The organism is Kosakonia oryzendophytica (assembly GCF_900094925.1).
In the GTDB taxonomy this organism is placed as follows: Bacteria; Pseudomonadota; Gammaproteobacteria; order Enterobacterales; family Enterobacteriaceae; genus Kosakonia; species Kosakonia oryzendophytica.
On the sequence record NZ_FMAY01000004.1, the window covers coordinates 220513 to 240233 of the forward strand.

18 protein-coding genes and 2 pseudogenes are annotated in these 19721 nt (G+C 55.3%); 4 read left to right on the plus strand and 16 right to left on the minus strand.

What is annotated here, in order from left to right; genetic code table 11:
• Positions 1-93 precede the first annotated feature (93 nt).
• The 8 genes from sucD to sdhC form a co-directional block, all read right to left on the minus strand.
• Complete coding sequence (gene sucD, locus GA0061071_RS09200) at positions 94-963, minus strand: succinate--CoA ligase subunit alpha (RefSeq protein WP_061494495.1); 870 nt, start codon at positions 961-963, stop codon at positions 94-96.
• Entirely contained in the window at positions 963-2129 is a 1167-nt protein-coding gene (gene sucC / locus GA0061071_RS09205) for an ADP-forming succinate--CoA ligase subunit beta (RefSeq protein ID WP_061494494.1), read from the minus strand. The genes sucD and sucC overlap by 1 nt, the downstream gene beginning before the upstream one ends.
• Before the next feature lie 100 nt (positions 2130-2229).
• Complete coding sequence (gene odhB / locus GA0061071_RS09210) at positions 2230-3456, minus strand: 2-oxoglutarate dehydrogenase complex dihydrolipoyllysine-residue succinyltransferase (protein ID WP_061494493.1); 1227 nt, start codon at positions 3454-3456, stop codon at positions 2230-2232.
• 14 nt (positions 3457-3470) lie between these two features.
• On the minus strand, positions 3471-6278 hold the full coding sequence (gene sucA, locus GA0061071_RS09215) for a 2-oxoglutarate dehydrogenase E1 component (protein ID WP_061494492.1): 2808 nt from the start codon (positions 6276-6278) through the stop codon (positions 3471-3473).
• 372 nt (positions 6279-6650) lie between these two features.
• Positions 6651-7367 carry a succinate dehydrogenase iron-sulfur subunit SdhB gene (gene sdhB, locus GA0061071_RS09220; RefSeq protein ID WP_061494491.1) on the minus strand — a complete coding sequence of 239 codons (717 nt, stop codon included), beginning with the start codon at positions 7365-7367 and terminating at the stop codon, positions 6651-6653.
• 15 nt (positions 7368-7382) lie between these two features.
• Positions 7383-9149, minus strand: coding sequence for a succinate dehydrogenase flavoprotein subunit (gene sdhA / locus GA0061071_RS09225; RefSeq protein ID WP_061494490.1), 1767 nt, complete (start codon positions 9147-9149; stop codon positions 7383-7385).
• Positions 9149-9496: a succinate dehydrogenase membrane anchor subunit gene (gene sdhD / locus GA0061071_RS09230; protein ID WP_061494489.1), complete on the minus strand. Its 348-nt coding sequence runs from the start codon at positions 9494-9496 to the stop codon at positions 9149-9151. Before sdhD ends, sdhA begins: the two co-directional genes overlap by 1 nt.
• Positions 9490-9894, minus strand: coding sequence for a succinate dehydrogenase cytochrome b556 subunit (sdhC, locus tag GA0061071_RS09235; protein WP_167352638.1), 405 nt, complete (start codon positions 9892-9894; stop codon positions 9490-9492). Before sdhC ends, sdhD begins: the two co-directional genes overlap by 7 nt.
• Positions 9895-10264: 370 nt before the next feature.
• Here sdhC and GA0061071_RS23755 point away from each other — a divergent pair.
• Together GA0061071_RS23755 and GA0061071_RS09245 are read left to right on the plus strand one after the other, a co-directional pair.
• A pseudogene (locus GA0061071_RS23755) lies at positions 10265-10327 on the plus strand (hypothetical protein); the annotation flags it as partial.
• Between the two features lie 204 nt (positions 10328-10531).
• Entirely contained in the window at positions 10532-11818 is a 1287-nt protein-coding gene (locus tag GA0061071_RS09245) for a citrate synthase (protein ID WP_061494487.1), read from the plus strand.
• A 49-nt stretch (positions 11819-11867) separates the two neighbouring features.
• Here GA0061071_RS09245 and nei read toward each other — a convergent pair whose 3' ends face one another.
• From nei to GA0061071_RS09285, 8 genes and pseudogenes are all read right to left on the minus strand, one after another.
• Positions 11868-12659, minus strand: a complete 792-nt coding sequence (gene nei, locus GA0061071_RS09250; RefSeq protein WP_088237112.1) for an endonuclease VIII — start codon at positions 12657-12659, stop codon at positions 11868-11870.
• A gap of 14 nt (positions 12660-12673) precedes the next feature.
• Positions 12674-13411 carry a 5-oxoprolinase subunit PxpA gene (pxpA, locus tag GA0061071_RS09255; protein WP_088237111.1) on the minus strand — a complete coding sequence of 246 codons (738 nt, stop codon included), beginning with the start codon at positions 13409-13411 and terminating at the stop codon, positions 12674-12676.
• The gene (pxpC, locus tag GA0061071_RS09260; RefSeq protein WP_088237110.1) at positions 13401-14333 is read right to left on the minus strand and encodes a 5-oxoprolinase subunit PxpC; all 933 of its coding nucleotides are present in this window, start codon (positions 14331-14333) and stop codon (positions 13401-13403) included. The genes pxpA and pxpC overlap by 11 nt, the downstream gene beginning before the upstream one ends.
• Complete coding sequence (gene pxpB, locus GA0061071_RS09265; protein WP_061494483.1) at positions 14327-14983, minus strand: 5-oxoprolinase subunit PxpB; 657 nt, start codon at positions 14981-14983, stop codon at positions 14327-14329. Before pxpB ends, pxpC begins: the two co-directional genes overlap by 7 nt.
• Positions 14984-14994: 11 nt before the next feature.
• Positions 14995-15738: a type 2 GTP cyclohydrolase I gene (locus tag GA0061071_RS09270; RefSeq protein WP_061494482.1), complete on the minus strand. Its 744-nt coding sequence runs from the start codon at positions 15736-15738 to the stop codon at positions 14995-14997.
• A 10-nt stretch (positions 15739-15748) separates the two neighbouring features.
• Positions 15749-17161 (minus strand): deoxyribodipyrimidine photo-lyase, encoded by a 1413-nt coding sequence (gene phrB / locus GA0061071_RS09275; protein ID WP_088237109.1) that lies wholly within the window; start codon positions 17159-17161, stop codon positions 15749-15751.
• Positions 17115-17298 (minus strand): annotated as a pseudogene (locus tag GA0061071_RS23590) (hypothetical protein); the annotation flags it as partial. The gene phrB and the pseudogene GA0061071_RS23590, both read right to left, overlap by 47 nt.
• Positions 17299-17390: 92 nt before the next feature.
• A complete protein-coding gene (locus GA0061071_RS09285) occupies positions 17391-17597 on the minus strand; it encodes a YbfA family protein (RefSeq protein WP_061494480.1) in 207 nt (68 codons plus the stop codon).
• 346 nt (positions 17598-17943) lie between these two features.
• On the opposite strand from GA0061071_RS09285, the gene kdpF reads away from it, so the two are divergent.
• Together kdpF and kdpA are read left to right on the plus strand one after the other, a co-directional pair.
• Positions 17944-18033, plus strand: a complete 90-nt coding sequence (gene kdpF / locus GA0061071_RS09290; protein ID WP_020457044.1) for a K(+)-transporting ATPase subunit F — start codon at positions 17944-17946, stop codon at positions 18031-18033.
• Entirely contained in the window at positions 18033-19709 is a 1677-nt protein-coding gene (gene kdpA, locus GA0061071_RS09295) for a potassium-transporting ATPase subunit KdpA (RefSeq protein ID WP_088237108.1), read from the plus strand. Before kdpF ends, kdpA begins: the two co-directional genes overlap by 1 nt.
• Positions 19710-19721: the final 12 nt, after the last annotated feature.

Here is a 19721-nt window from a genome sequence, read left to right on the forward strand (position 1 = left end):
GCACACTGTCATTATCATGCAAAAAAAGGCCGCTACGGGAGCGGCCAACCATGTCGAAATGGATTTTCTGCTCCCTAAAGGGAGCTATAGATTTTACTTAATAACCGATTTCAGCGCTTCGCCGATGTCCGCCAGGCTGCGAACGGTTTTCACGCCTGCGGCTTCCAGCGCAGCAAATTTCTCATCTGCCGTGCCTTTCCCCCCTGCGATGATCGCCCCTGCGTGGCCCATACGCTTGCCTTTCGGCGCGGTGACACCCGCAATGTAGCCAACAACCGGTTTGGTCACGTGATCTTTGATATACGCAGCCGCTTCTTCTTCCGCACTACCACCGATTTCACCGATCATAACGATGGCTTCCGTCTGCGGATCGTCCTGGAAGAGTTTCAGGATATCGATAAAGTTGGAGCCCGGGATCGGGTCACCGCCGATGCCGACACAGGTAGACTGGCCGAAGCCGTAATCTGTGGTCTGTTTTACCGCTTCATAGGTCAGCGTACCGGAGCGGGAAACAATGCCCACTTTCCCCGGCTGGTGAATGTGGCCTGGCATAATGCCGATTTTGCACTCGCCTGGGGTGATCACACCCGGGCAGTTCGGCCCAATCATACGTACGCCAGCTTCATCCAGTTTCACTTTCACCGTCAGCATATCCAGCGTCGGGATGCCTTCAGTAATGGTGATGATCAGTTTGATGCCCGCATCGATAGCTTCGAGGATCGAGTCTTTACAGAATGGCGCCGGAACGTAAATCACACTCGCGGTTGCGCCGGTGGCTTCAACGGCTTCGCGCACGGTGTTAAATACGGGTAACCCCAGATGCGTGGTGCCGCCTTTACCCGGCGTTACACCGCCAACCATCTGCGTACCATAAGCGATGGCCTGCTCGGAGTGGAAAGTTCCCTGGCTGCCGGTGAAACCCTGGCAGATCACTTTGGTGTTCTTATCAATCAAAACAGACATTATTTCCCCTCCACTGCGGCAACAACCTGCTGTGCTGCATCCGTCAGACTTTTCGCTGCAATAATATTCAGACCACTGTCCGCCAGACGTTTTGCGCCCAGCTCAGCGTTGTTGCCTTCCAGACGCACAACGACAGGCACATTTACGCCAACCTCTTCAACCGCACCGATAATACCGTCGGCAATCAGGTCGCAACGCACAATGCCGCCGAAAATGTTCACCAGCACCGCTTTTACGTTCTCATCAGAGAGGATGATTTTAAACGCTTCGGTAACGCGTTCTTTCGTCGCACCGCCACCCACGTCGAGGAAGTTTGCCGGTTCGCCGCCGTGCAGTTTAACGATGTCCATGGTGCCCATGGCCAGGCCCGCGCCGTTAACCATGCAGCCGATGTTGCCATCCAGCGCGACGTAGTTCAGTTCCCAGTGCGCCGCCTGTGCTTCACGCGGGTCTTCCTGCGACTGGTCGCGCATTTCGCGCAGTTCCGGCTGGCGGAACAGTGCGTTGCCATCAGCACCCAGTTTGCCATCGAGGCAAATCAGGTCACCCTGTTTGGTGATAACCAACGGGTTGATTTCAATCAACGCCAGGTCGCGCTCAAGGAAAATGGTCGCCAGGCCCATGAAAATTTTGGTGAACTGCTGAACCTGTTTGCCTTCCAGACCCAGTTTGAACGCCAGCTCACGGCCCTGATACGGCATCGGACCGGTCAGCGGATCAATCGTCGTTTTGTGGATCAGGTGCGGGGTCTCTTCCGCCACTTTCTCGATTTCCACGCCACCTTCTGTTGAAGCCATGAACACCACACGACGGGAGCTACGGTCAACAACCGCACCCAGATACAGCTCTTTACCGATATCGGTCGCCGCTTCCACCAGAATCTGGTTGACCGGCTGGCCATTCGCGTCTGTTTGGTAGGTTACCAGGCGTTTACCCAGCCAGTTTTCCGCAAATGCGCGAATATCTTCTTTGCTGTTGACGACTTTTACGCCGCCCGCTTTACCACGGCCACCCGCATGGACCTGGCATTTTACAACCCAGGGGCCAGCGCCGATTTTGGAGGCCGCTTCTTCTGCTTCACGCGGGGTATTGCAGGCGTAACCAACCGGAGTCGGCAGGCCTGACCGGGCAAAAAGCTGTTTCGCCTGATACTCGTGTAAGTTCATGTGTTCTATCCATCCTTCATTTAATTTGTCACGCCGGATGACGGCTTACAAAGCAGGTGTTCGTTATAAACCCGGTGAACATGTCACCGGGCAAAGGACACTACACGTCCAGCAGCAGACGCGTTGGATCTTCCAGCAACTCTTTAATCGCCACCAGGAAGCCAACGGATTCGCGGCCATCAATCAGGCGGTGATCGTAAGAGAGCGCCAGGTACATCATTGGCAGGATTTCAACCTTGCCATCCACCGCCATCGGGCGATCTTTGATGGCATGCATGCCGAGGATTGCGCTCTGCGGCGGGTTGATAATCGGCGTAGACATCAGGGAGCCAAACACACCGCCGTTGGTAATGGTGAAGTTACCGCCAGTCAGGTCCTCAACGGTCAGTTTGCCATCGCGGCCTTTCACCGCCAGCTCTTTGATTTTCTTCTCGATGTCCGCCATACCCAGCGTATCCACATCACGCAGCACCGGCGTTACCAGGCCACGCGGCGTAGAGACCGCCATACTGACGTCGAAATAGTTGTGATACACAACATCATCGCCATCAATGGATGCGTTCACTTCCGGGTAGCGTTTCAGCGCTTCAACCACGGCTTTCACGTAGAACGACATAAAGCCCAGACGGATACCGTGACGTTTCTCGAACGCGTCACCGTACTGCTTACGCAGATCCATGATGGGTTTCATGTTGACTTCGTTAAAGGTGGTCAGCATCGCGGTGGAGTTTTTCGCTTCCAGCAGACGCTCAGCCACGCGTTTACGCAGACGGGTCATCGGCACGCGTTTTTCGGTGCGGCCAGCCAGTTGCGGTGCCGGAGCGCTGACCGGAGCAGCAGCCGGTTTACTCTCTTCTTTCTTCGCCGGGGCTTTCGCCAGATGTTTTTCCACATCTTCACGAGTGATACGACCGCCCACGCCGGAGCCGGTGATCGCACTGGCTTCAAGGTTGTGTTCAGCCAGCAGACGACGAATGGCCGGGCTCAATGCATCATTAGTTTGCTCTTCCAGCGATGCCTGCTGGCGCTGCGCGGGGGTAGACTCTTTGGCTTCCGATTTGGCGCTGCTCTCTTTGCCAGAGCTGTTGCCTTCACGCAGGCGACCCAGGATCTGACGCGAGGTAACCGTAGTTCCCTCATCTTCCAGTACCGCATCCAGGATGCCGTCCGCCGACGCCGGTACTTCCAGTACCACTTTGTCAGTCTCGATTTCTACCAGTACTTCATCGCGTTGGACGCTATCGCCCGGTTTTTTGTGCCAGGTTGCAACAGTCGCATCAGCAACGGACTCAGGCAGGTCGGGAACAAGAATATCTACGCTACTCATTATTTATCCTTTATTTAATCGACGTTCAGCGCGTCATTTACCAGAGCTTGTTGCTGTTTCTGGTGAACGGACAGATATCCCACCGCCGGAGAGGCGGAGGCCGGGCGTCCTGCGTAGCGCAGAGCCGCCCCAAACGGAATCACTTCACGGAAATGATGCTGGCTGCAGTACCATGCGCCCTGGTTGAGCGGCTCTTCCTGGCACCAGACAAAATCATGAACGTGAGCATAAGGTTTCAGCGCTTCCTGCACCGACTGGTGCGGGAACGGGTAAAGCTGTTCGATACGGACAATCGCGACATCCTTCTGGTCATTTTTACGACGCTGTTCCAGCAGATCATAATAAACCTTACCAGAACAAAGGATAACGCGCTTCACGCCCTGCGGATCAAGATCGTCAACTTCACCAATCGCTGGCATAAAGGTGCCGTTCGCCAGTTCATCAAGCGTAGACACCGCTTGCGGATGACGCAGCAGCGATTTTGGCGACATGACCACCAGCGGACGGCGCATACCGCGCAGCGCCTGACGACGCAGCATATGGTAGACCTGCGCTGGCGTTGACGGGACGCACACCTGCATGTTCTGCTCAGCGCAAAGCTGCAAATAACGCTCCAGACGTGCGGAGGAGTGCTCAGGCCCCTGCCCTTCGTAACCGTGCGGCAGTAACATCACCAGGCCACACATACGGCCCCATTTCTGTTCGCCGGAGCTGATGAACTGGTCAATCACCACCTGCGCACCGTTAGCGAAATCGCCAAACTGCGCTTCCCAAATAGTCAGAGTACGCGGTTCCGCAGTAGCGTAGCCGTATTCAAATGCCAGTACGGCTTCTTCAGACAACACGGAATCCCAGACGCGGAACTGACCTTGTCCATTATGAACGTGGCACAGCGGCGTATAGGTTGAACCATTAGCCTGGTTATGCACGACCGCATGACGGTGGAAGAAGGTGCCACGACCGGAGTCTTCACCCGAAATACGGATAGGAATGCCTTCATCCACGAGCGTAGCGTAAGCCAGCATCTCCGCACCGCCCCAGTCGAACAGTTTTTCACCGCTCGCCATCAACTGACGATCGTTGTAAATTTTTGCCACGCGCGGCTGCATTTCGATCGCATCCGGTACCGTGCTGATGCGTTTTGCCAGCTCCTGTAAACGCTTCATGTCTACCTTGTTCGGGTAGCTCTCATCCCACTCGTGGTTGAGATACGGCGACCAGGTAAAGGAGTGCATATTCATCGGACGCCACTCATCCACCACGCACTCGCCGGCATCCAGCTTGTCACGATAGAGGTTAACCAGCTCGGTCGCGTCTTCGAGAGTGATGGTTTTTTCCTGCTCCAGACGGTCAGCGTAGAGCTTACGCGGCGTCGGGTGTTTTTTGATTTTCTGGTACATCAACGGCTGCGTTGCACTCGGCTCATCGGCTTCGTTATGGCCATGACGGCGATAGCACACCAGATCGATAAACACATCGCGCTTGAAGGTATTACGGAAGTCGAGCGCCACGCGGGTAACGAACGCAACGGCCTCCGGATCGTCCGCGTTAACGTGGAAGATCGGCGCCTGTACCATTTTACCGATATCCGTGCAGTACGGTGTGGAGCGCGCATCCAGCGGGTTCGATGTGGTGAAACCCACCTGGTTGTTGATCACGATACGCACGGTGCCGCCCACTTCGTAGCCACGCGCTTTCGACATGTTCAGGGTTTCCTGCACCACGCCCTGCCCCGCAACGGCGGCATCACCGTGAATGGTGATCGGCAGTACTTTATTGCTGCTCGGTTCATCAAGGCGGTCGAGACGCGCGCGTACGGAGCCAATCACCACCGGGCTAACAATCTCCAGATGAGACGGGTTAAACGCCAGCGCCAGGTGAACCAGGCCGCCTTCCGTTTCCACGTCAGACGAGAAGCCCATATGGTATTTCACGTCGCCCGTACCGAGGTGTTCTTTATGTTTACCGGCAAATTCGTCGAACAGATCCTGCGGTTGCTTACCCAGTACGTTGATCAGCACGTTCAGACGGCCACGGTGCGCCATACCCAGCACCACTTCGCGCGTACCGCTATTGCCTGCATGGCGGATCATCTCTTTCAGCATCGGCACCAGCGCATCGCCGCCTTCCAGCGAGAAACGCTTCGCCCCCGGGAATTTTGCGCCCAGATAGCGTTCCAGCCCTTCCGCTGCGGTAAGTTCGCTTAAGAAACGTTTTTTCTCTTCCGCACTGAAACTGGATTTACCGGCAGCCGATTCAATACGCTGCTGGATCCAGCGTTTCTCTTCGGTGCTGGTGATGTGCATATATTCCGCGCCGATAGAACCACAATAGGTCGCTTTCAGCGCCTGGATCAGCTCGCCCAGTGGCATCGTGTCTTTGCCGATGGCAAACGAACCGACATTAAAGGTGTTTTGGAAATCGGCTTCGGTCAGATCGTGATACGCCGGGTCGAGATCGGCAACACGCTCTTGTTGCCACAATCCCAGCGGATCAAGATTGGCGTGTTGGTGACCACGGAAGCGGTATGCGTTGATCAGTTGCAGGACTTTGACCTGCTTAGCATTGGTGTCAGGGTCGGAAATAGAGGAAGAGTAACGTGAGGCATCCTTCGCCAGTTGACGGAAATAATCACGTGTTTTGGAATGGAATTGATCCGGTTTGACTCCGGTGCCTGGTAATTGCTGGAACATGGAACGCCAGTTAGCATCTACCGAGTCAGGGTCGGTTAAGAAGTCTTCATAGAGCTGTTCTATCCAGCTCTGGTTAGACCCAGAGAGGTAAGAAGAGTCCAGCCAGGCTTTCATTGCGCCGTTCTGCATCGTGATCCCTTAAGCATTGTTATGCTTACTTCGCCGTGGATAACTACGACGTACACTTCTTAGCGCACGTCCCAGGGTTCACTGCGGGCTCTTAGGTGGCCCGCGAAGGAACCTTTAAAAACTGCCCTAATCTTCGCTGTTTGGGCTGCGACTGCGTTGGCTGCCTTTGCTTACCCTGGTCACATAGTTGACTATGCTCCCAGGGATGCGCTCAGTTGCCGCCTTGTCTCGCACCAAACATCTCGATTATGTCTACTGTGGCGGTTTTTAAAGATTTCCTGCTTCTTACTCTGTCGCCAGATGACGCTGCGCTTACCAGGCCTACAAATAGCGTAGGCCGGATAAGCGTAAACGCCATCCGGCACCGTTCACTTATGCGCTGCGTTGCAACAACATCGACTTAATATGGCCGATGGCGCGCGTCGGGTTCAGCCCTTTAGGACATACACTGACGCAGTTCATGATGCTGTGGCAGCGGAATACGCTGAAAGCATCGCTCAACCCTTCCAGACGGCTATCGGTTTCGGTATCGCGGCTATCGATAAGGAAACGATAGGCAGCCAGCAAGCCTGCCGGGCCGATAAACTTATCAGGGTTCCACCAGAACGACGGACAAGACGTAGAACAGCATGCACACAGGATACACTCATACAAACCATCGAGTTTTTCACGCTGCTCCGGCGCCTGCAGATGTTCCCTCGCCGGAGGATTTTGCCCATTATTCAATAAGTAAGGCTTAATCTTCTCATATTGGGCATAGAATTGCCCCATGTCCACCACCAAATCACGGATCACCGGCAGCCCCGGCAGCGGGCGAATGACGATCTTCTGCTTGCCGTTACCCAACGCGGAAATGGGCGTGATACATGCCAGGCCGTTTTTGCCGTTCATGTTCAGACCATCGGAACCGCATACCCCTTCACGACAGGAGCGGCGGAACGACAGTGTAGGATCCTTTTCTTTCAGCTGCATTAATGCATCCAGCAGCATCATGTCACGCCCTTCTTCACCTTCCAGGGTGTAATCCTGCATGCGCGGAGCATCATCAACGTCCGGGTTATAACGATAAATTGAAAATTCGAGTTTCATTATCCTGTCTCCGCATTAATAAGTACGAATCTTCGGCGGGAACGCCGGACGCAGTTTCGGTTCCATATTGACGCTACGACGCGTCATAGACTCCGTTTCTGGCAGATACAGGGAATGACACAGCCAGTTTTCATCGTCACGATCCGGATAGTCGAAGCGGCTATGTGCGCCACGGCTCTCAGTACGGAAGTTTGCAGAGACCGCCGTTGCATACGCGGTTTCCATCAGGTTATCCAGCTCCAGGCACTCTACGCGCTGGGTATTAAACTCGGTGGAGGTATCGTCCAGACGGGCATTTTTCAAACGCTCGCGGATCACTTTCAACTGCTCCAGCCCTTTCGCCATCGCATCGCCTTCACGGAAGACCGAGAAGTTGTGCTGCATGCACTCCTGCAACGCTTTGCGAATCGTGACCGGATCTTCACCATCACGGTTGTTGTTCCAGCGGTTAAGGCGTTCCAGAGAAGCCTCAACATCAGATTCGCCCGCATCACGCAATGTGCCCTGCTCGGCGATGGATTCTTGCAAATGCAGACCCGCCGCACGACCAAATACCACCAGGTCAAGCAGTGAGTTGCCACCCAGACGGTTAGCGCCGTGTACCGATACGCAGGCGATCTCACCCACCGCGAACAGCCCCGGGATTACCACGTCTTCGCCTTTTTCATTCACCGTCAACGCCTGGCCGGTCACTTTGGTCGGAATACCGCCCATCATATAGTGGCAAGTCGGGATCACCGGGATCGGCTCTTTCACCGGATCCACATGGGCGAACGTACGCGACAGCTCCAGGATCCCCGGCAGACGCGATTCCAGCACCTCTTTACCCAGGTGATCGAGTTTCAGCTTGGCGTGCGGTCCCCACGGGCCATCGCAACCACGGCCTTCGCGGATTTCAATCATGATCGAACGTGCGACCACATCACGACCAGCAAGGTCTTTCGCGTTCGGTGCATAGCGTTCCATAAAACGCTCGCCATGTTTATTCAGCAGGTAGCCGCCTTCACCACGGCACCCTTCTGTCACCAGCACACCAGCGCCCGCGATACCGGTTGGGTGGAACTGCCACATCTCCATGTCCTGCACCGGGACGCCTGCGCGCAGCGCCATACCCACACCGTCGCCGGTGTTGATATGCGCATTGGTGGTGGACTGGTAAATACGGCCTGCGCCACCGGTCGCCAGCACTGTCGCGCGAGCTTTGAAGTAAACCACTTCACCGGTTTCGATACACAGCGCGGTACAGCCGACCACGGCACCATCCTGGTTTTTCACCAGATCCAGCGCATACCACTCGGAAAAAATCGTCGTGTGGTTTTTGAGGTTTTGCTGATAAAGGGTATGCAGCAGCGCGTGCCCGGTACGGTCCGCAGCAGCAGCTGTGCGTGCCGCTTGTTCGCCGCCGAAATTTTTCGACTGGCCGCCAAACGGGCGCTGATAAATACGGCCATCTTCAAGACGGGAGAATGGCAACCCCATATGCTCCAGCTCAAGAATCGCTTCCGGGCCGGTTTTACACATATATTCAATGGCATCCTGGTCCCCGATATAGTCGGAACCTTTTACCGTGTCATACATGTGCCATTCCCAGTTATCTTCATGGGTATTGCCCAGCGCAACGGTAATACCTCCCTGCGCGGAGACGGTGTGGGAACGGGTTGGAAAGACTTTAGAGAGCAGCGCACAGGTTTGCCCGCTCTGGGAAATTTGCAGCGCAGCACGCATACCTGCGCCACCTGCGCCAATAACAACAGCATCAAATTCTCTGACTGGCAGTTTCATTACACACCCCACACCACAACGAATCCATAAATCACGTAAGCCGCAAGTGCAACGACAATCGCCAGTTGCAGCACCAGGCGAATAGCCAGCGGTTTAACGTAGTCGGTCAACACCTGCCACATGCCAATCCAGGCATGGATCAAAATCGATAACAGTGCCAGCAGGGTGAAAACTTTGGTGAAGGCGGAGGAGAAAAACCCGGTCCAGACTTCCCATGTCAGATCGCCGGTAACGGCAAAAAAGCCGACCATGTAGATGATGTATAACGTCAGGACGATGGCGGTAGCACGGACAAGAATAAAATCATGTACGCCGTTGCGTCCTAATGCGGAGGCGTTGCTTACCATACGAGGACTCCTGCGAGAATTGAAAGCACGACAGTGATCACAAAAGAAAGGTTTGCGGAACGTTTTCCTGCTTCGAAGGTTTCTTCCAGCCAGCCAAAGTCCATTAACATGTGACGAATACCGCCGACGGCGTGATAAGCCAGCGCAGTCAGGATGCCCCAGATAATGAATTTCACAAAGAAGCTGCCCATGATGGCAGAGGCGGTCAGAAAACCTTCTTGAGATGAGAGCGACAAGCCCAGCAACCACAGCAGAATACCGACCGCCACAAAGGTAATGACGCCAGATACGCGATGGAGAATGGAAGCTATAGCCGTAACAGGAAACCGAATTGTTGCCAGATCCAGATTGACAGGTCTTTGTTTTTTCACATTTTTTATCATGAATAACGCCCACATGCTATTCTTATAGTTTCCTTCCTCCGGTCTGCGTGCGGGTCAGACAGCGTCCTTTTCTATAACTGCTCGTCATGCAAAAAATTAGCTTCCAGATGCTAAACGACAGGTTACAACGCTGGGTGGCTCGGGATTGCAGGGTATTCCGGAGACCTGGCGGCAGTATAGGTCGTTCACAAAATCATTACAATTAACCTACATATAGTTTGTTGGGTTTTATGCAGAACAGTGACGCTCATCACGATAACAACATTTTTTTAAATTTTAATCATCTGATTTGACAAAAGTTAAACATTCTTGTTACAAACTACGCCATAAAGGGCTTATAATTCGTAAAAGTTATGGGGTCTATCTTTCACCTGAGATTTAGTTATGTAACAGTGTGACGGTATTGACCGAAGTAATCAGGACAGTTATTAGTGGTATACAGGTTTGATAAATTCGGATTGCTAAGACACTGATTTGCTGTTGTTTCGCTGTATTTTCAATGTGTACTTGCACGCGCCCATCGCTCTGTACCCTGGTATCTCCTCTTTCGCAGAGCAGCGAGCTAATAACAAACGGGTAACGTTGACGCGCAGATGAATGCAGATCCGGTGACGAAGTAGTCTTAAGCAATAAGGCGCTAAGGAGACCGTAAATGGCTGATAAAAAAGCAAACATCACCTACAATGGTGACGCTGCTATTGAACTGGATGTGCTAAAAGGCACGCTCGGTCAGGATGTTATTGATATCCGTAGTCTTGGTTCAAAAGGTGTGTTCACTTTTGACCCTGGTTTTACCTCTACCGCATCATGCGAATCGAAAATCACCTTTATCGATGGTGATGAAGGCATCCTGCTGCACCGTGGTTTCCCGATTGATCAACTGGCTACCGAATCTAACTATCTCGAAGTTAGCTACATCCTGTTGTACGGTGAAAAACCGACGCAATCGCAGTTCGACGAATTTAAACTGACCGTCACCCGCCACACCATGATTCATGAACAGATTACCCGTCTGTTCCACGGCTTCCGCCGCGACTCCCATCCGATGGCAGTACTCTGTGGTGTGACCGGCGCGCTGGCGGCGTTCTATCATGACTCGCTGGATGTGAACAATCCGCGCCACCGTGAAATTGCGGCGTTCCGTCTGCTGTCCAAAATGCCTACCGTGGCGGCGATGTGTTACAAATATTCCATCGGCCAGCCCTTTATCTATCCGCGCAATGACCTCTCCTACGCTGGTAACTTCCTGCATATGATGTTCGCCACGCCGTGTGAACCTTATGAAGTGAACCCGGTGCTTGAGCGCGCGATGGACCGTATCCTGATCCTGCATGCGGATCACGAACAAAACGCCTCGACCTCCACCGTCCGTACGGCGGGTTCTTCCGGCGCTAACCCGTTCGCTTGTATCGCTGCGGGCATTGCGTCTCTGTGGGGGCCTGCGCACGGCGGCGCCAACGAAGCCGCGCTGCGGATGCTGGAAGAGATCAGCTCCGTGAAACACATTCCGGAATTCCTGCGTCGCGCCAAAGACAAGAACGACTCGTTCCGTCTGATGGGCTTCGGTCATCGCGTTTATAAAAACTATGACCCGCGCGCCACCGTAATGCGTGAAACCTGCCATGAAGTGCTGCGTGAACTGGGTACCAAAGACGATCTGCTGGAAGTGGCGATGGAGCTTGAGCATATTGCGCTCAACGATCCGTACTTTATCGAACGCAAACTCTATCCGAACGTTGACTTCTACTCCGGTATCATCCTGAAAGCGATGGGTATCCCGGCGTCGATGTTTACCGTGATCTTCGCGATGGCGCGTACCGTAGGCTGGATTGCACACTGGAATGAAATGCATGATGACGGCATCAAAATTGCCCGTCCGCGTCAGCTCTATACCGGTTACGAAAAACGCGAGTTCACCTCAGATCTGAAAAAAGGGTGATGGGATCCCGCATAAAAAAACGCGCCAACTGGCGCGTTTTTTATTGCAATTAACGCTGGCATCCCGGACACCAGTAAAACGGCCGTGACGACAAGGTCGTTTTTTCAATGACCCCACCACAACGCTCGCACAGCTCGCCCGCCCGGTGAAACACCTTAAAGCTGAATAACGCGCCGTGATGACGATTTTCATCCACCACGCCGCGCGTGTGGTATGACAGGCGCGGAATAGCCAGCAGAGTATGCGACAGAAGATCCACCTGTTCATCGGTCAGTTGCGCAGCGTTATGCTGCGGTGCCAAACCGCACTCCCAGAGGATCTCCACCCGCAGGTAATTGCCCAGCCCCGCCAGAAAAGCCTGATCGAGCAGCAAACCGGAAAACTGGCGACGGCGAAAACGCGCCGACAAAAGACGCGCTTTCACCTGCTCTGCGGTAAGCGCCATGTCGAGCACATCCGGACCGACACGCAGTAAAAACGGATGCTGCGCCAGTTGCTCCGGCGTCAGTAAGGCGATATCCGATGCGCTGTACAGCAGAATGGCGCGATCCGCCGTTTCTAACCGTACTCGCAGCACGCGATTCGTTTGCGGTATTTCTCCCGCCGCCGCCACGCGCCAGACACCATACAGCTGGTTATGGCTGTACAGCGTCAGTCCACCGGAAAAATGTGTCAACAGCGCTTTGCCACGCGTTTCAATCCGTTCGATACGCTGCCCCACCAGCCCGGCGGCACGGGTTTGCAGCGCAGGGAGCGCAAACCACGCATAGGTTAACGGTTTGCCCTGGATGGCGGCTTCAAGCGTGTCTGCCGCCCGGCGGATCTCCGGTCCTTCCGGCATAAAAACTCCTTGAATTAATGGGCAGAAATGGCGACGCCACGCCGCGCGAATTCAGCCTGTAAACGGCGGGCAAACTGCAATGCGTGTTCGCCATCGCCATGCAGACAGACGGTTTGCGCCTGCACGCGGGCATACTCGCCACTGACGCTTTTCACGCGACCGTCCAGCACCATGTCCAGGGTTTGTGCCAGCGCCTGGTCGTCATCATCAATCAATGCGCCTGGCTCACCACGCGGCACCAAACGCCCATCGCGGCGATACCCCCGGTCGGCAAACACTTCCTGCCGCGTGACGAGGTGGTAGCGCTCCCCGGCGCGGATCAGCTCGCTTCCCGCCAGCCCCACCAGCACCAACGCCGGGTCAAGATCATACACCGCACGGGCAATGGCATCTGCCAGTACGGCATCGTCCGCCGCCTGGTTATACAGCATACCGTGGGGTTTAACATGGTGAAGCTGTGCCCCGCAGACGCGTACCATCGCCGCCAGCGCCCCCGTCTGGTACAGGATCTGCCCATAAACCACTTCCGGCGGGAGCTGCATCGCCGTACGACCGAAGTTCGCCCGGTCCGGGAACGAAGGGTGAGCCCCCACCGCGACACCATTACGTACGGCTTCACGCACGCAAGTCAGCATCGTCTGCGCATCCCCGGCGTGGAAACCGCAGGCAATGTTGGCGGAAGAAACCAGTTGTAACAGCGCAGCATCATTCGCACAGCCTTCCCCGAGGTCGGCATTCAGATCAATCTTCATGATTCAGCCGCCATGCCAGTTGCTCAAGATAACGATGTTGCTCACGACGTGCAGCCAGCGCTTCATCCAGCGAACACTGAACGAAATGTACCGGCTGCCCAAGGGCGATTTGCGCCAGATGGTACATATCTGCGTCGATAATGCAGGCAATGCGCGGGTAGCCGCCGGTGGTCTGCGCATCATTCATCAACACGATAGGCTGACCATTGGCTGGCACCTGCACCACACCGGGCAGCAAACCATGCGACAACAGTTCACGCTCGGTGGTGCGCACCAGCGGTTGTCCCTGCAAACGATACCCCATGCGGTTACTCTGTGGACTCAGTTGCCACGGCAAACGCCAGAACGCCTCTTGCGAGGCTTTATCAAACTCCTGATACTCCGGCCCAGGCAGTGCACGGATACGGTTGTGCCACAAAAGCTGTTTCACACCACGCGAACCCGCAAAATCCCGGGGGGGTTTGCCAATCGGCAACGTATCCCCATCACGCAGCAGCCGCCCTTCCAGCCCGCCGATGGTGGTTTTCAGATCGGTACTGCGCGAGCCCATGACGTCGGGAACGGCGAACCCACCAGCCACCGCCAGATAACTGCGCACACCGTGCAACGGTCTTTTCAGCACCAGATGCTGCCCGCGCTTCACCGCATAACGCCAACCGGTCCACACCGCCTTACCGTCTAACGTTGCCTCGCATCCCGCACCAGTCAGTGCAAACCAGCTATCGCGCCGGAATTCGACTTCACACTGCCCGAGGGTGATTTCCAGCGCGGCGTCATCCGGCGAATTCCCCACCAGCGCATTGGCTATCTGCAACGCCGGTTCATCCAGCGCCCCACAATAGCTGATACCCGCCTGGCGGAACCCGGTGCGTTTGCCGCCCTGCAACGTGGTGTAAATCCCGGAACGAATAACCTTCAACATACGCCGTCCTTAAGGGGAATAAAGCGGAGCCGATCGCCAGGACGTAACAATGTCGGCTCCGGTAAGTGCGGATTGAATAGTGCCAGATCAGTGCGCCCAATCAGGTTCCAGCCGCCGGGCGTTTCCAGCGGGTAAATGCCGGTTTGCGCGCCGCCAATCCCCACAGAACCGGCCGGCACTCGCACACGAGGATTGGCGCGACGCGGCGTCGCCAGTGCTTCCGGCATGCCGCCAAGATATGGGAATCCGGGCTGAAAACCTAAAAACCACACCACATAATCAATCGAGGCGTGCAGTTCGACTACCTGCTTTGGCGTCATCGCACAGTGTCGCGCTACCGCGTCGAGATCCGGCCCGGCCTCGCCGCCGTACAACACCGGGATCTCAACCGCGCGAGACGCTGGCTCCAGCGCGTCACTCTCTTCCCACCAGCGCTGTAAACGTTCAAGGGCATCCAGCGCCAGCACGTCGGGATCGCGCAATACCACCGTAATGTTATTCATTCCCGGAATGGCTTCCACCACATCAGGCATGTCAGCCAGACGCTGCGTCAGCCGCCAAATCCGCTTTTGCGTGGCCAGTGTAACGGGCGGTTCCAGTTCCAGCACCACCGCGGTTTCACCTAACAAATAACAACGTGCTCGCTGCACCTGCCCTCTCCTTACGCCGGGTTAGGGATATCAATAAACGTCACATCGAGAGAGGTATTTTCCGTCAACCAGTTGCTCAGTGCGCGAATACCGCCGCGTTCAGTGGCATGGTGGCCTGCCGCGTAGAAATGCAGCCCCTGCTCACGCGCGGAGTGAATGGTTTGCTCTGACACTTCGCCGGTAATAAAGGCATCCACGCCAAAACTGGCCGCTTTATCAATGAAGCCCTGCCCGCCACCGGTACACCAGGCAACGCGAGTGATTTTCTCCGGCCCGGTGTCGCCGCACCATAGTGGTTTGCGCCCAAGGCGCGCTTCGATCCACGACGCCAGTTCAAGCCCCGGCACCGGCATCGACAATTCACCCCACGGCACAAGTTGTTCGATCTCCCCCATCACCGTGATCCCGAGCAGTTCTGCCAGTTGCACGTTATTACCCAGTTCCGGATGCGCATCGAGCGGCAAGTGCCAGCCATAGAGGTTGATGTCATTGGCCAACAGGGTTTTCAGACGTTGACGCTTCATGCCGCGAATAATGGGGGGTTCATTTTTCCAGAAGTAACCGTGGTGGACGATCACGGCATCCGCTTCCTGTCGGACAGCCTCATCCAGTAACGCCTGGCTGGCAGTCACGCCGGTAATAATTTTCTGTACGGTTTCCCGTCCTTCGACCTGTAGCCCGTTCGGGCCATAGTCGCTGAAAGCCGCACTGTTAAGCTTCTCGTTAATCAGTTTTTCCAGTTCGGTATTTTGCATCAAAGCTCCTTTACGCTTTTCGCGCGGCTTCATAGGCCGCCAGAGTCACGGTACGCGCCTGTTTATGGTCAACAATCGGACGGGGGTAATCAAGGCGGCGGCCCTGTTTATCCGCCCACGCCCAGGGCTGATGCAGGGCGCTATCCGGCACCGCTTTCAACTCCGGTAGCCACTGGCGAATAAATTTCCCGGCGGCATCAAAACGCTCGCCCTGGGTGGTCGGGTTAAAGATACGAAAATAGGGTGCCGCATCCGTACCCGTTGAGGCAGCCCATTGCCAGCCGCCGTTGTTCGCCGCCAGATCGCCATCAATCAACTGTGAAATAAAATAACGCTCTCCGCGACGCCAGTCGATAAGCAAGTCTTTGACGAGGAAACTGGCGACAATCATCCGCAAGCGATTATGCATCCAACCGGTGGCATTCAACTGGCGCATCGCCGCATCAACAATCGGATAACCGGTTTCCCCCTCCTGCCAGGCTTGCAGGCGCTGCGGGTTATCCTGCCACTGCACTCTGTCAGTCCAGCGAATAAAGGGACGGTACTGGCAGAGCGACGGGTGGAAAGTGATCAGGTGACGATAAAATTCGCGCCAGATCAATTCGTTCAGCCAGACCGCGCCCTTGCCCCCCTCCAGCGCCTGCGGGTGTTCCGCCAGCAAACGGTGCAGACACTGGCGCGGCGACAGCGCACCCATTGCAAGGCAGGCGGACAACCGGCTGGTGCCTTCAATCGCGGGAAAGTCGCGCTGCTGCTCATACTCCCCCGCCAGGTGCTGGCAAAAATGGCGCAGCCGGGCTATCGCGCTCTTCTCATCCGCCGGGAACAGCGTGCTGTCAAAATCCTGTTGCGGGTAGTTGAAGAGGATCGGTTCCGCGCCGATCGCCCCGCTTTGCCGTACCGATGGCGCAGCGACGCAGGCAGGTAAATCCTCTTTCAGGCGGCGCAGAAAGGCATTTTTGAACGGCGTAAACACCTTGTACATTTCGTGATTACCGGTTACTACGCTACCTGGCGCCAGCATGACGCTGTCATCAAAGCCCTGGCAGGCAATATCTGGCAGCGCCTTTTCGACGGCCGCATCCCGCTGACGTTCATTGAATTCATACTGGTAGTTGTAAAACAGATGCGTGACATTTTCGCTGGCGCAAACCGCAACAACTTCCTGCACGCTGGCAGCAAAATCATCCACTTCGCGATAAATCAGTTCAATGCCCTTGTCTGCCAGCGCCTGACGAAGCGCGTTCAGATGTGCATTGAGGTATGCCGCCTGGCGCGGCGCCATATGATGCTGCCGCCACTGTCCGGGGGTGGCGATAAAAAGGGCTTTAACAGCGGCTTGAGGGTTGCGGCAGGCGGCCGCAAGCGCAAGGTTATCATGTACGCGTAAATCCGCGCGAAACCAGACCAGATGGGTGGTCATAATGCTCCAGGTGTCCGTAATGTAAGCGCAGCGCCTCTGGCCTGGGGGTCAAAACAGCGTTGCCCGGCCAGATACACGTCGGGAAATGTTGTTCTATTGTGTTTGAGGAGTGTCACCGGCGCAAGCCGCGGTTGCGTCGCCGAAAGCGGAATAAAAAAACCACCGCATTAGCGGTGGCGCGATCGGTTTGCTGTGTGTAATCGATGATGTCGTTGCTGTGTATTACCGATCAGTAGAAATCGCAGGTCGCTTTTTCGGCCTGCGCCATCCATACCGGTTTGTCGCTGGTTTTTGCCCAGACGCGGTGCAGATAGCTGTAAAAACGTGCGCGATCTTTCCAGAACACCATCACCGGTAATGCCAGTACGCCTGCCACAATGGCGAAAGCGCGACGCATTAACACAATATGTGCCGGAAATTCTTTGAATGTGTTCATAATCTCTCCCCTTTGTCAGGCCGGTAACGCTCACCGGAAAAATATTCACCGCCGCTGAAAGCCAATAACGAAAAATCAGGGCTGCGCTGGAATCTGGTTAAAATAGTACCGGGTTGTTGGTAATTTTACTACTCATCCGACCACTTTTTTTTGCCAATAATCGCTTTATTTACATTCATCCGGTAACTAAGTTACAAAATGGTTAAATTAATACTAACCACCAGTTAAATTGTGGCTTAGAAAATCTTTATATTTTTTTTACACCCCTCCCGCCGATTTTTGCGAAATCTTTGCGCCAAAAAATCTACTTTTTCTGCACATCCTTAAATCACCCCGGAGGTGAATTGTGAGTGCAGGCGTGGTAATCGGCATCGTGCTGGTTTTCCTGTTATTGGGCTATCTGGTTTACGCCCTGATTAACGCGGAGGCTTTCTGATGGCAGGCCAGGCGTTTCTTCTGATCGCCAGCTTTTTGCTGGTGCTGTTTCTTCTCGCGCGCCCGCTGGGAACGCTGCTGGCGAAAATGATCGCCGGTCAGTCGTTACCCGGCGTTGCGGTGGTGGAAAATATCCTCTGGCGTGGACTCGGGATCGATACCCGGGAAATGAGCTGGCGGCGTTATTTGCTCGCCATATTGCTGCTGAACATCTTTGGGCTGGTATTGCTGTTTCTGCTGCTGATGCTGCAAGGCATCCTGCCGTTGAACCCGCAAAACCTGCCGGGACTCTCCTGGCATCTGGCGCTCAATACCGCGGTCAGTTTTGTCTCTAACACCAACTGGCAATCCTATGCCGGTGAAAGCACCCTGAGTTATTTCAGCCAGATGGTCGGGTTGACGGTGCAAAACTTCCTCTCTGCCGCAACCGGTATTGCCGTTGCGTTTGCGCTGATCCGCGCCTTTTCACGGCGCAGTATGGAAACGCTGGGCAACGCCTGGGTGGATATCACACGCATTACGTTGTGGGTACTGCTGCCGTTGTCGCTGATCATCGCGCTGTTTTTTATTCAACAAGGTACGTTGCAAAACGTTTTAGCCTACCAGCCCTACACCTCGCTGGAAGGCGTGCAGCATCTGTTGCCGATGGGCCCGGTCGCCTCGCAAGAAGCGATCAAAATGCTCGGTACCAACGGCGGTGGCTTCTTTAATGCCAACTCCGCCCATCCGTTTGAGAACCCCACGGCCCTGACCAACGTCGTACAGATGCTGGCGATCTTCCTGATCCCGGCGGCGCTGTGCTTTGCGTTTGGCGATGCGGTCGGCGATCGTCGCCAGGGCCACGCCCTGCTATGGGCGATGTCGCTGATCTTCGTGGTGTGTGCCGCACTCGTGATGTGGGCGGAACTGCAAGGTAACCCACACTTCCTGACGCTTGGCGGCGACAGCGCCATCAATATGGAAGGTAAAGAGAGCCGCTTCGGCATTCTGGTCAGCAGTCTCTATGCGGTCGTCACCACGGCGGCATCCTGCGGTGCGGTCAACGCCATGCATGACTCCTTTACCGCGCTGGGCGGCATGATCCCGATGTGGTTAATGCAGATTGGCGAAGTGGTGTTTGGCGGCGTGGGTGCCGGGTTATACGGCATGCTGCTGTTTGTCCTGCTGGCGGTATTTATTGCCGGGCTGATGATTGGCCGCACGCCGGAATACCTCGGCAAAAAAATCGACGTGCGGGAAATGAAAATGACCGCGCTGGCCATCCTTGTCACTCCTGCTCTGGTGCTGATCGGTACGGCGCTGGCGATGATGACCGATGCCGGGCGCAGCGGCATGTTCAACCCGGGGATCCACGGTTTCAGCGAAGTGCTGTATGCCGTCTCCTCCGCCGCCAATAACAACGGCAGCGCCTTTGCAGGCTTGAGCGCTAACACCCCGTTCTGGAACTGTCTGCTGGCATTCTGCATGTTCTTTGGTCGCTTTGGGGTGATCGTGCCGGTAATGGCGATTGCCGGGTCGCTGGTGGCGAAGAAAATTCAGCCCGCCAGCACCGGTACGCTGCCGACGTACGGCGCGCTGTTCATCGGCCTGCTGATTGGCACCATTTTGCTGGTTGGCGCATTGACCTTTATTCCTGCCCTGGCGCTTGGTCCGGTGGCGGAATACCTCTTATTTTGAGACAGGCGGAGA

Coding starts and splice junctions, on each gene's coding strand:
- sucD (WP_061494495.1), bottom strand. CDS start 963: ATGTCTGTTTTGATTGATAAGAACACCAAAGTGATCTGCCAGGGTTTC.
- phrB (WP_088237109.1), bottom strand. CDS start 17,161: ATGACCACCCATCTGGTCTGGTTTCGCGCGGATTTACGCGTACATGAT.
- sdhB (WP_061494491.1), bottom strand. CDS start 7,367: ATGAAACTCGAATTTTCAATTTATCGTTATAACCCGGACGTTGATGAT.
- sucC (WP_061494494.1), bottom strand. CDS start 2,129: ATGAACTTACACGAGTATCAGGCGAAACAGCTTTTTGCCCGGTCAGGC.
- odhB (WP_061494493.1), bottom strand. CDS start 3,456: ATGAGTAGCGTAGATATTCTTGTTCCCGACCTGCCTGAGTCCGTTGCT.
- kdpA (WP_088237108.1), top strand. CDS start 18,033: ATGGCAGGCCAGGCGTTTCTTCTGATCGCCAGCTTTTTGCTGGTGCTG.
- pxpC (WP_088237110.1), bottom strand. CDS start 14,333: ATGTTGAAGGTTATTCGTTCCGGGATTTACACCACGTTGCAGGGCGGC.
- GA0061071_RS09285 (WP_061494480.1), bottom strand. CDS start 17,597: ATGAACACATTCAAAGAATTTCCGGCACATATTGTGTTAATGCGTCGC.
- sdhA (WP_061494490.1), bottom strand. CDS start 9,149: ATGAAACTGCCAGTCAGAGAATTTGATGCTGTTGTTATTGGCGCAGGT.
- GA0061071_RS09270 (WP_061494482.1), bottom strand. CDS start 15,738: ATGCAAAATACCGAACTGGAAAAACTGATTAACGAGAAGCTTAACAGT.
- GA0061071_RS09245 (WP_061494487.1), top strand. CDS start 10,532: ATGGCTGATAAAAAAGCAAACATCACCTACAATGGTGACGCTGCTATT.
- sdhC (WP_167352638.1), bottom strand. CDS start 9,894: ATGTGGGCGTTATTCATGATAAAAAATGTGAAAAAACAAAGACCTGTC.
- nei (WP_088237112.1), bottom strand. CDS start 12,659: ATGCCGGAAGGACCGGAGATCCGCCGGGCGGCAGACACGCTTGAAGCC.
- sdhD (WP_061494489.1), bottom strand. CDS start 9,496: ATGGTAAGCAACGCCTCCGCATTAGGACGCAACGGCGTACATGATTTT.
- sucA (WP_061494492.1), bottom strand. CDS start 6,278: ATGCAGAACGGCGCAATGAAAGCCTGGCTGGACTCTTCTTACCTCTCT.
- pxpA (WP_088237111.1), bottom strand. CDS start 13,411: ATGAAGATTGATCTGAATGCCGACCTCGGGGAAGGCTGTGCGAATGAT.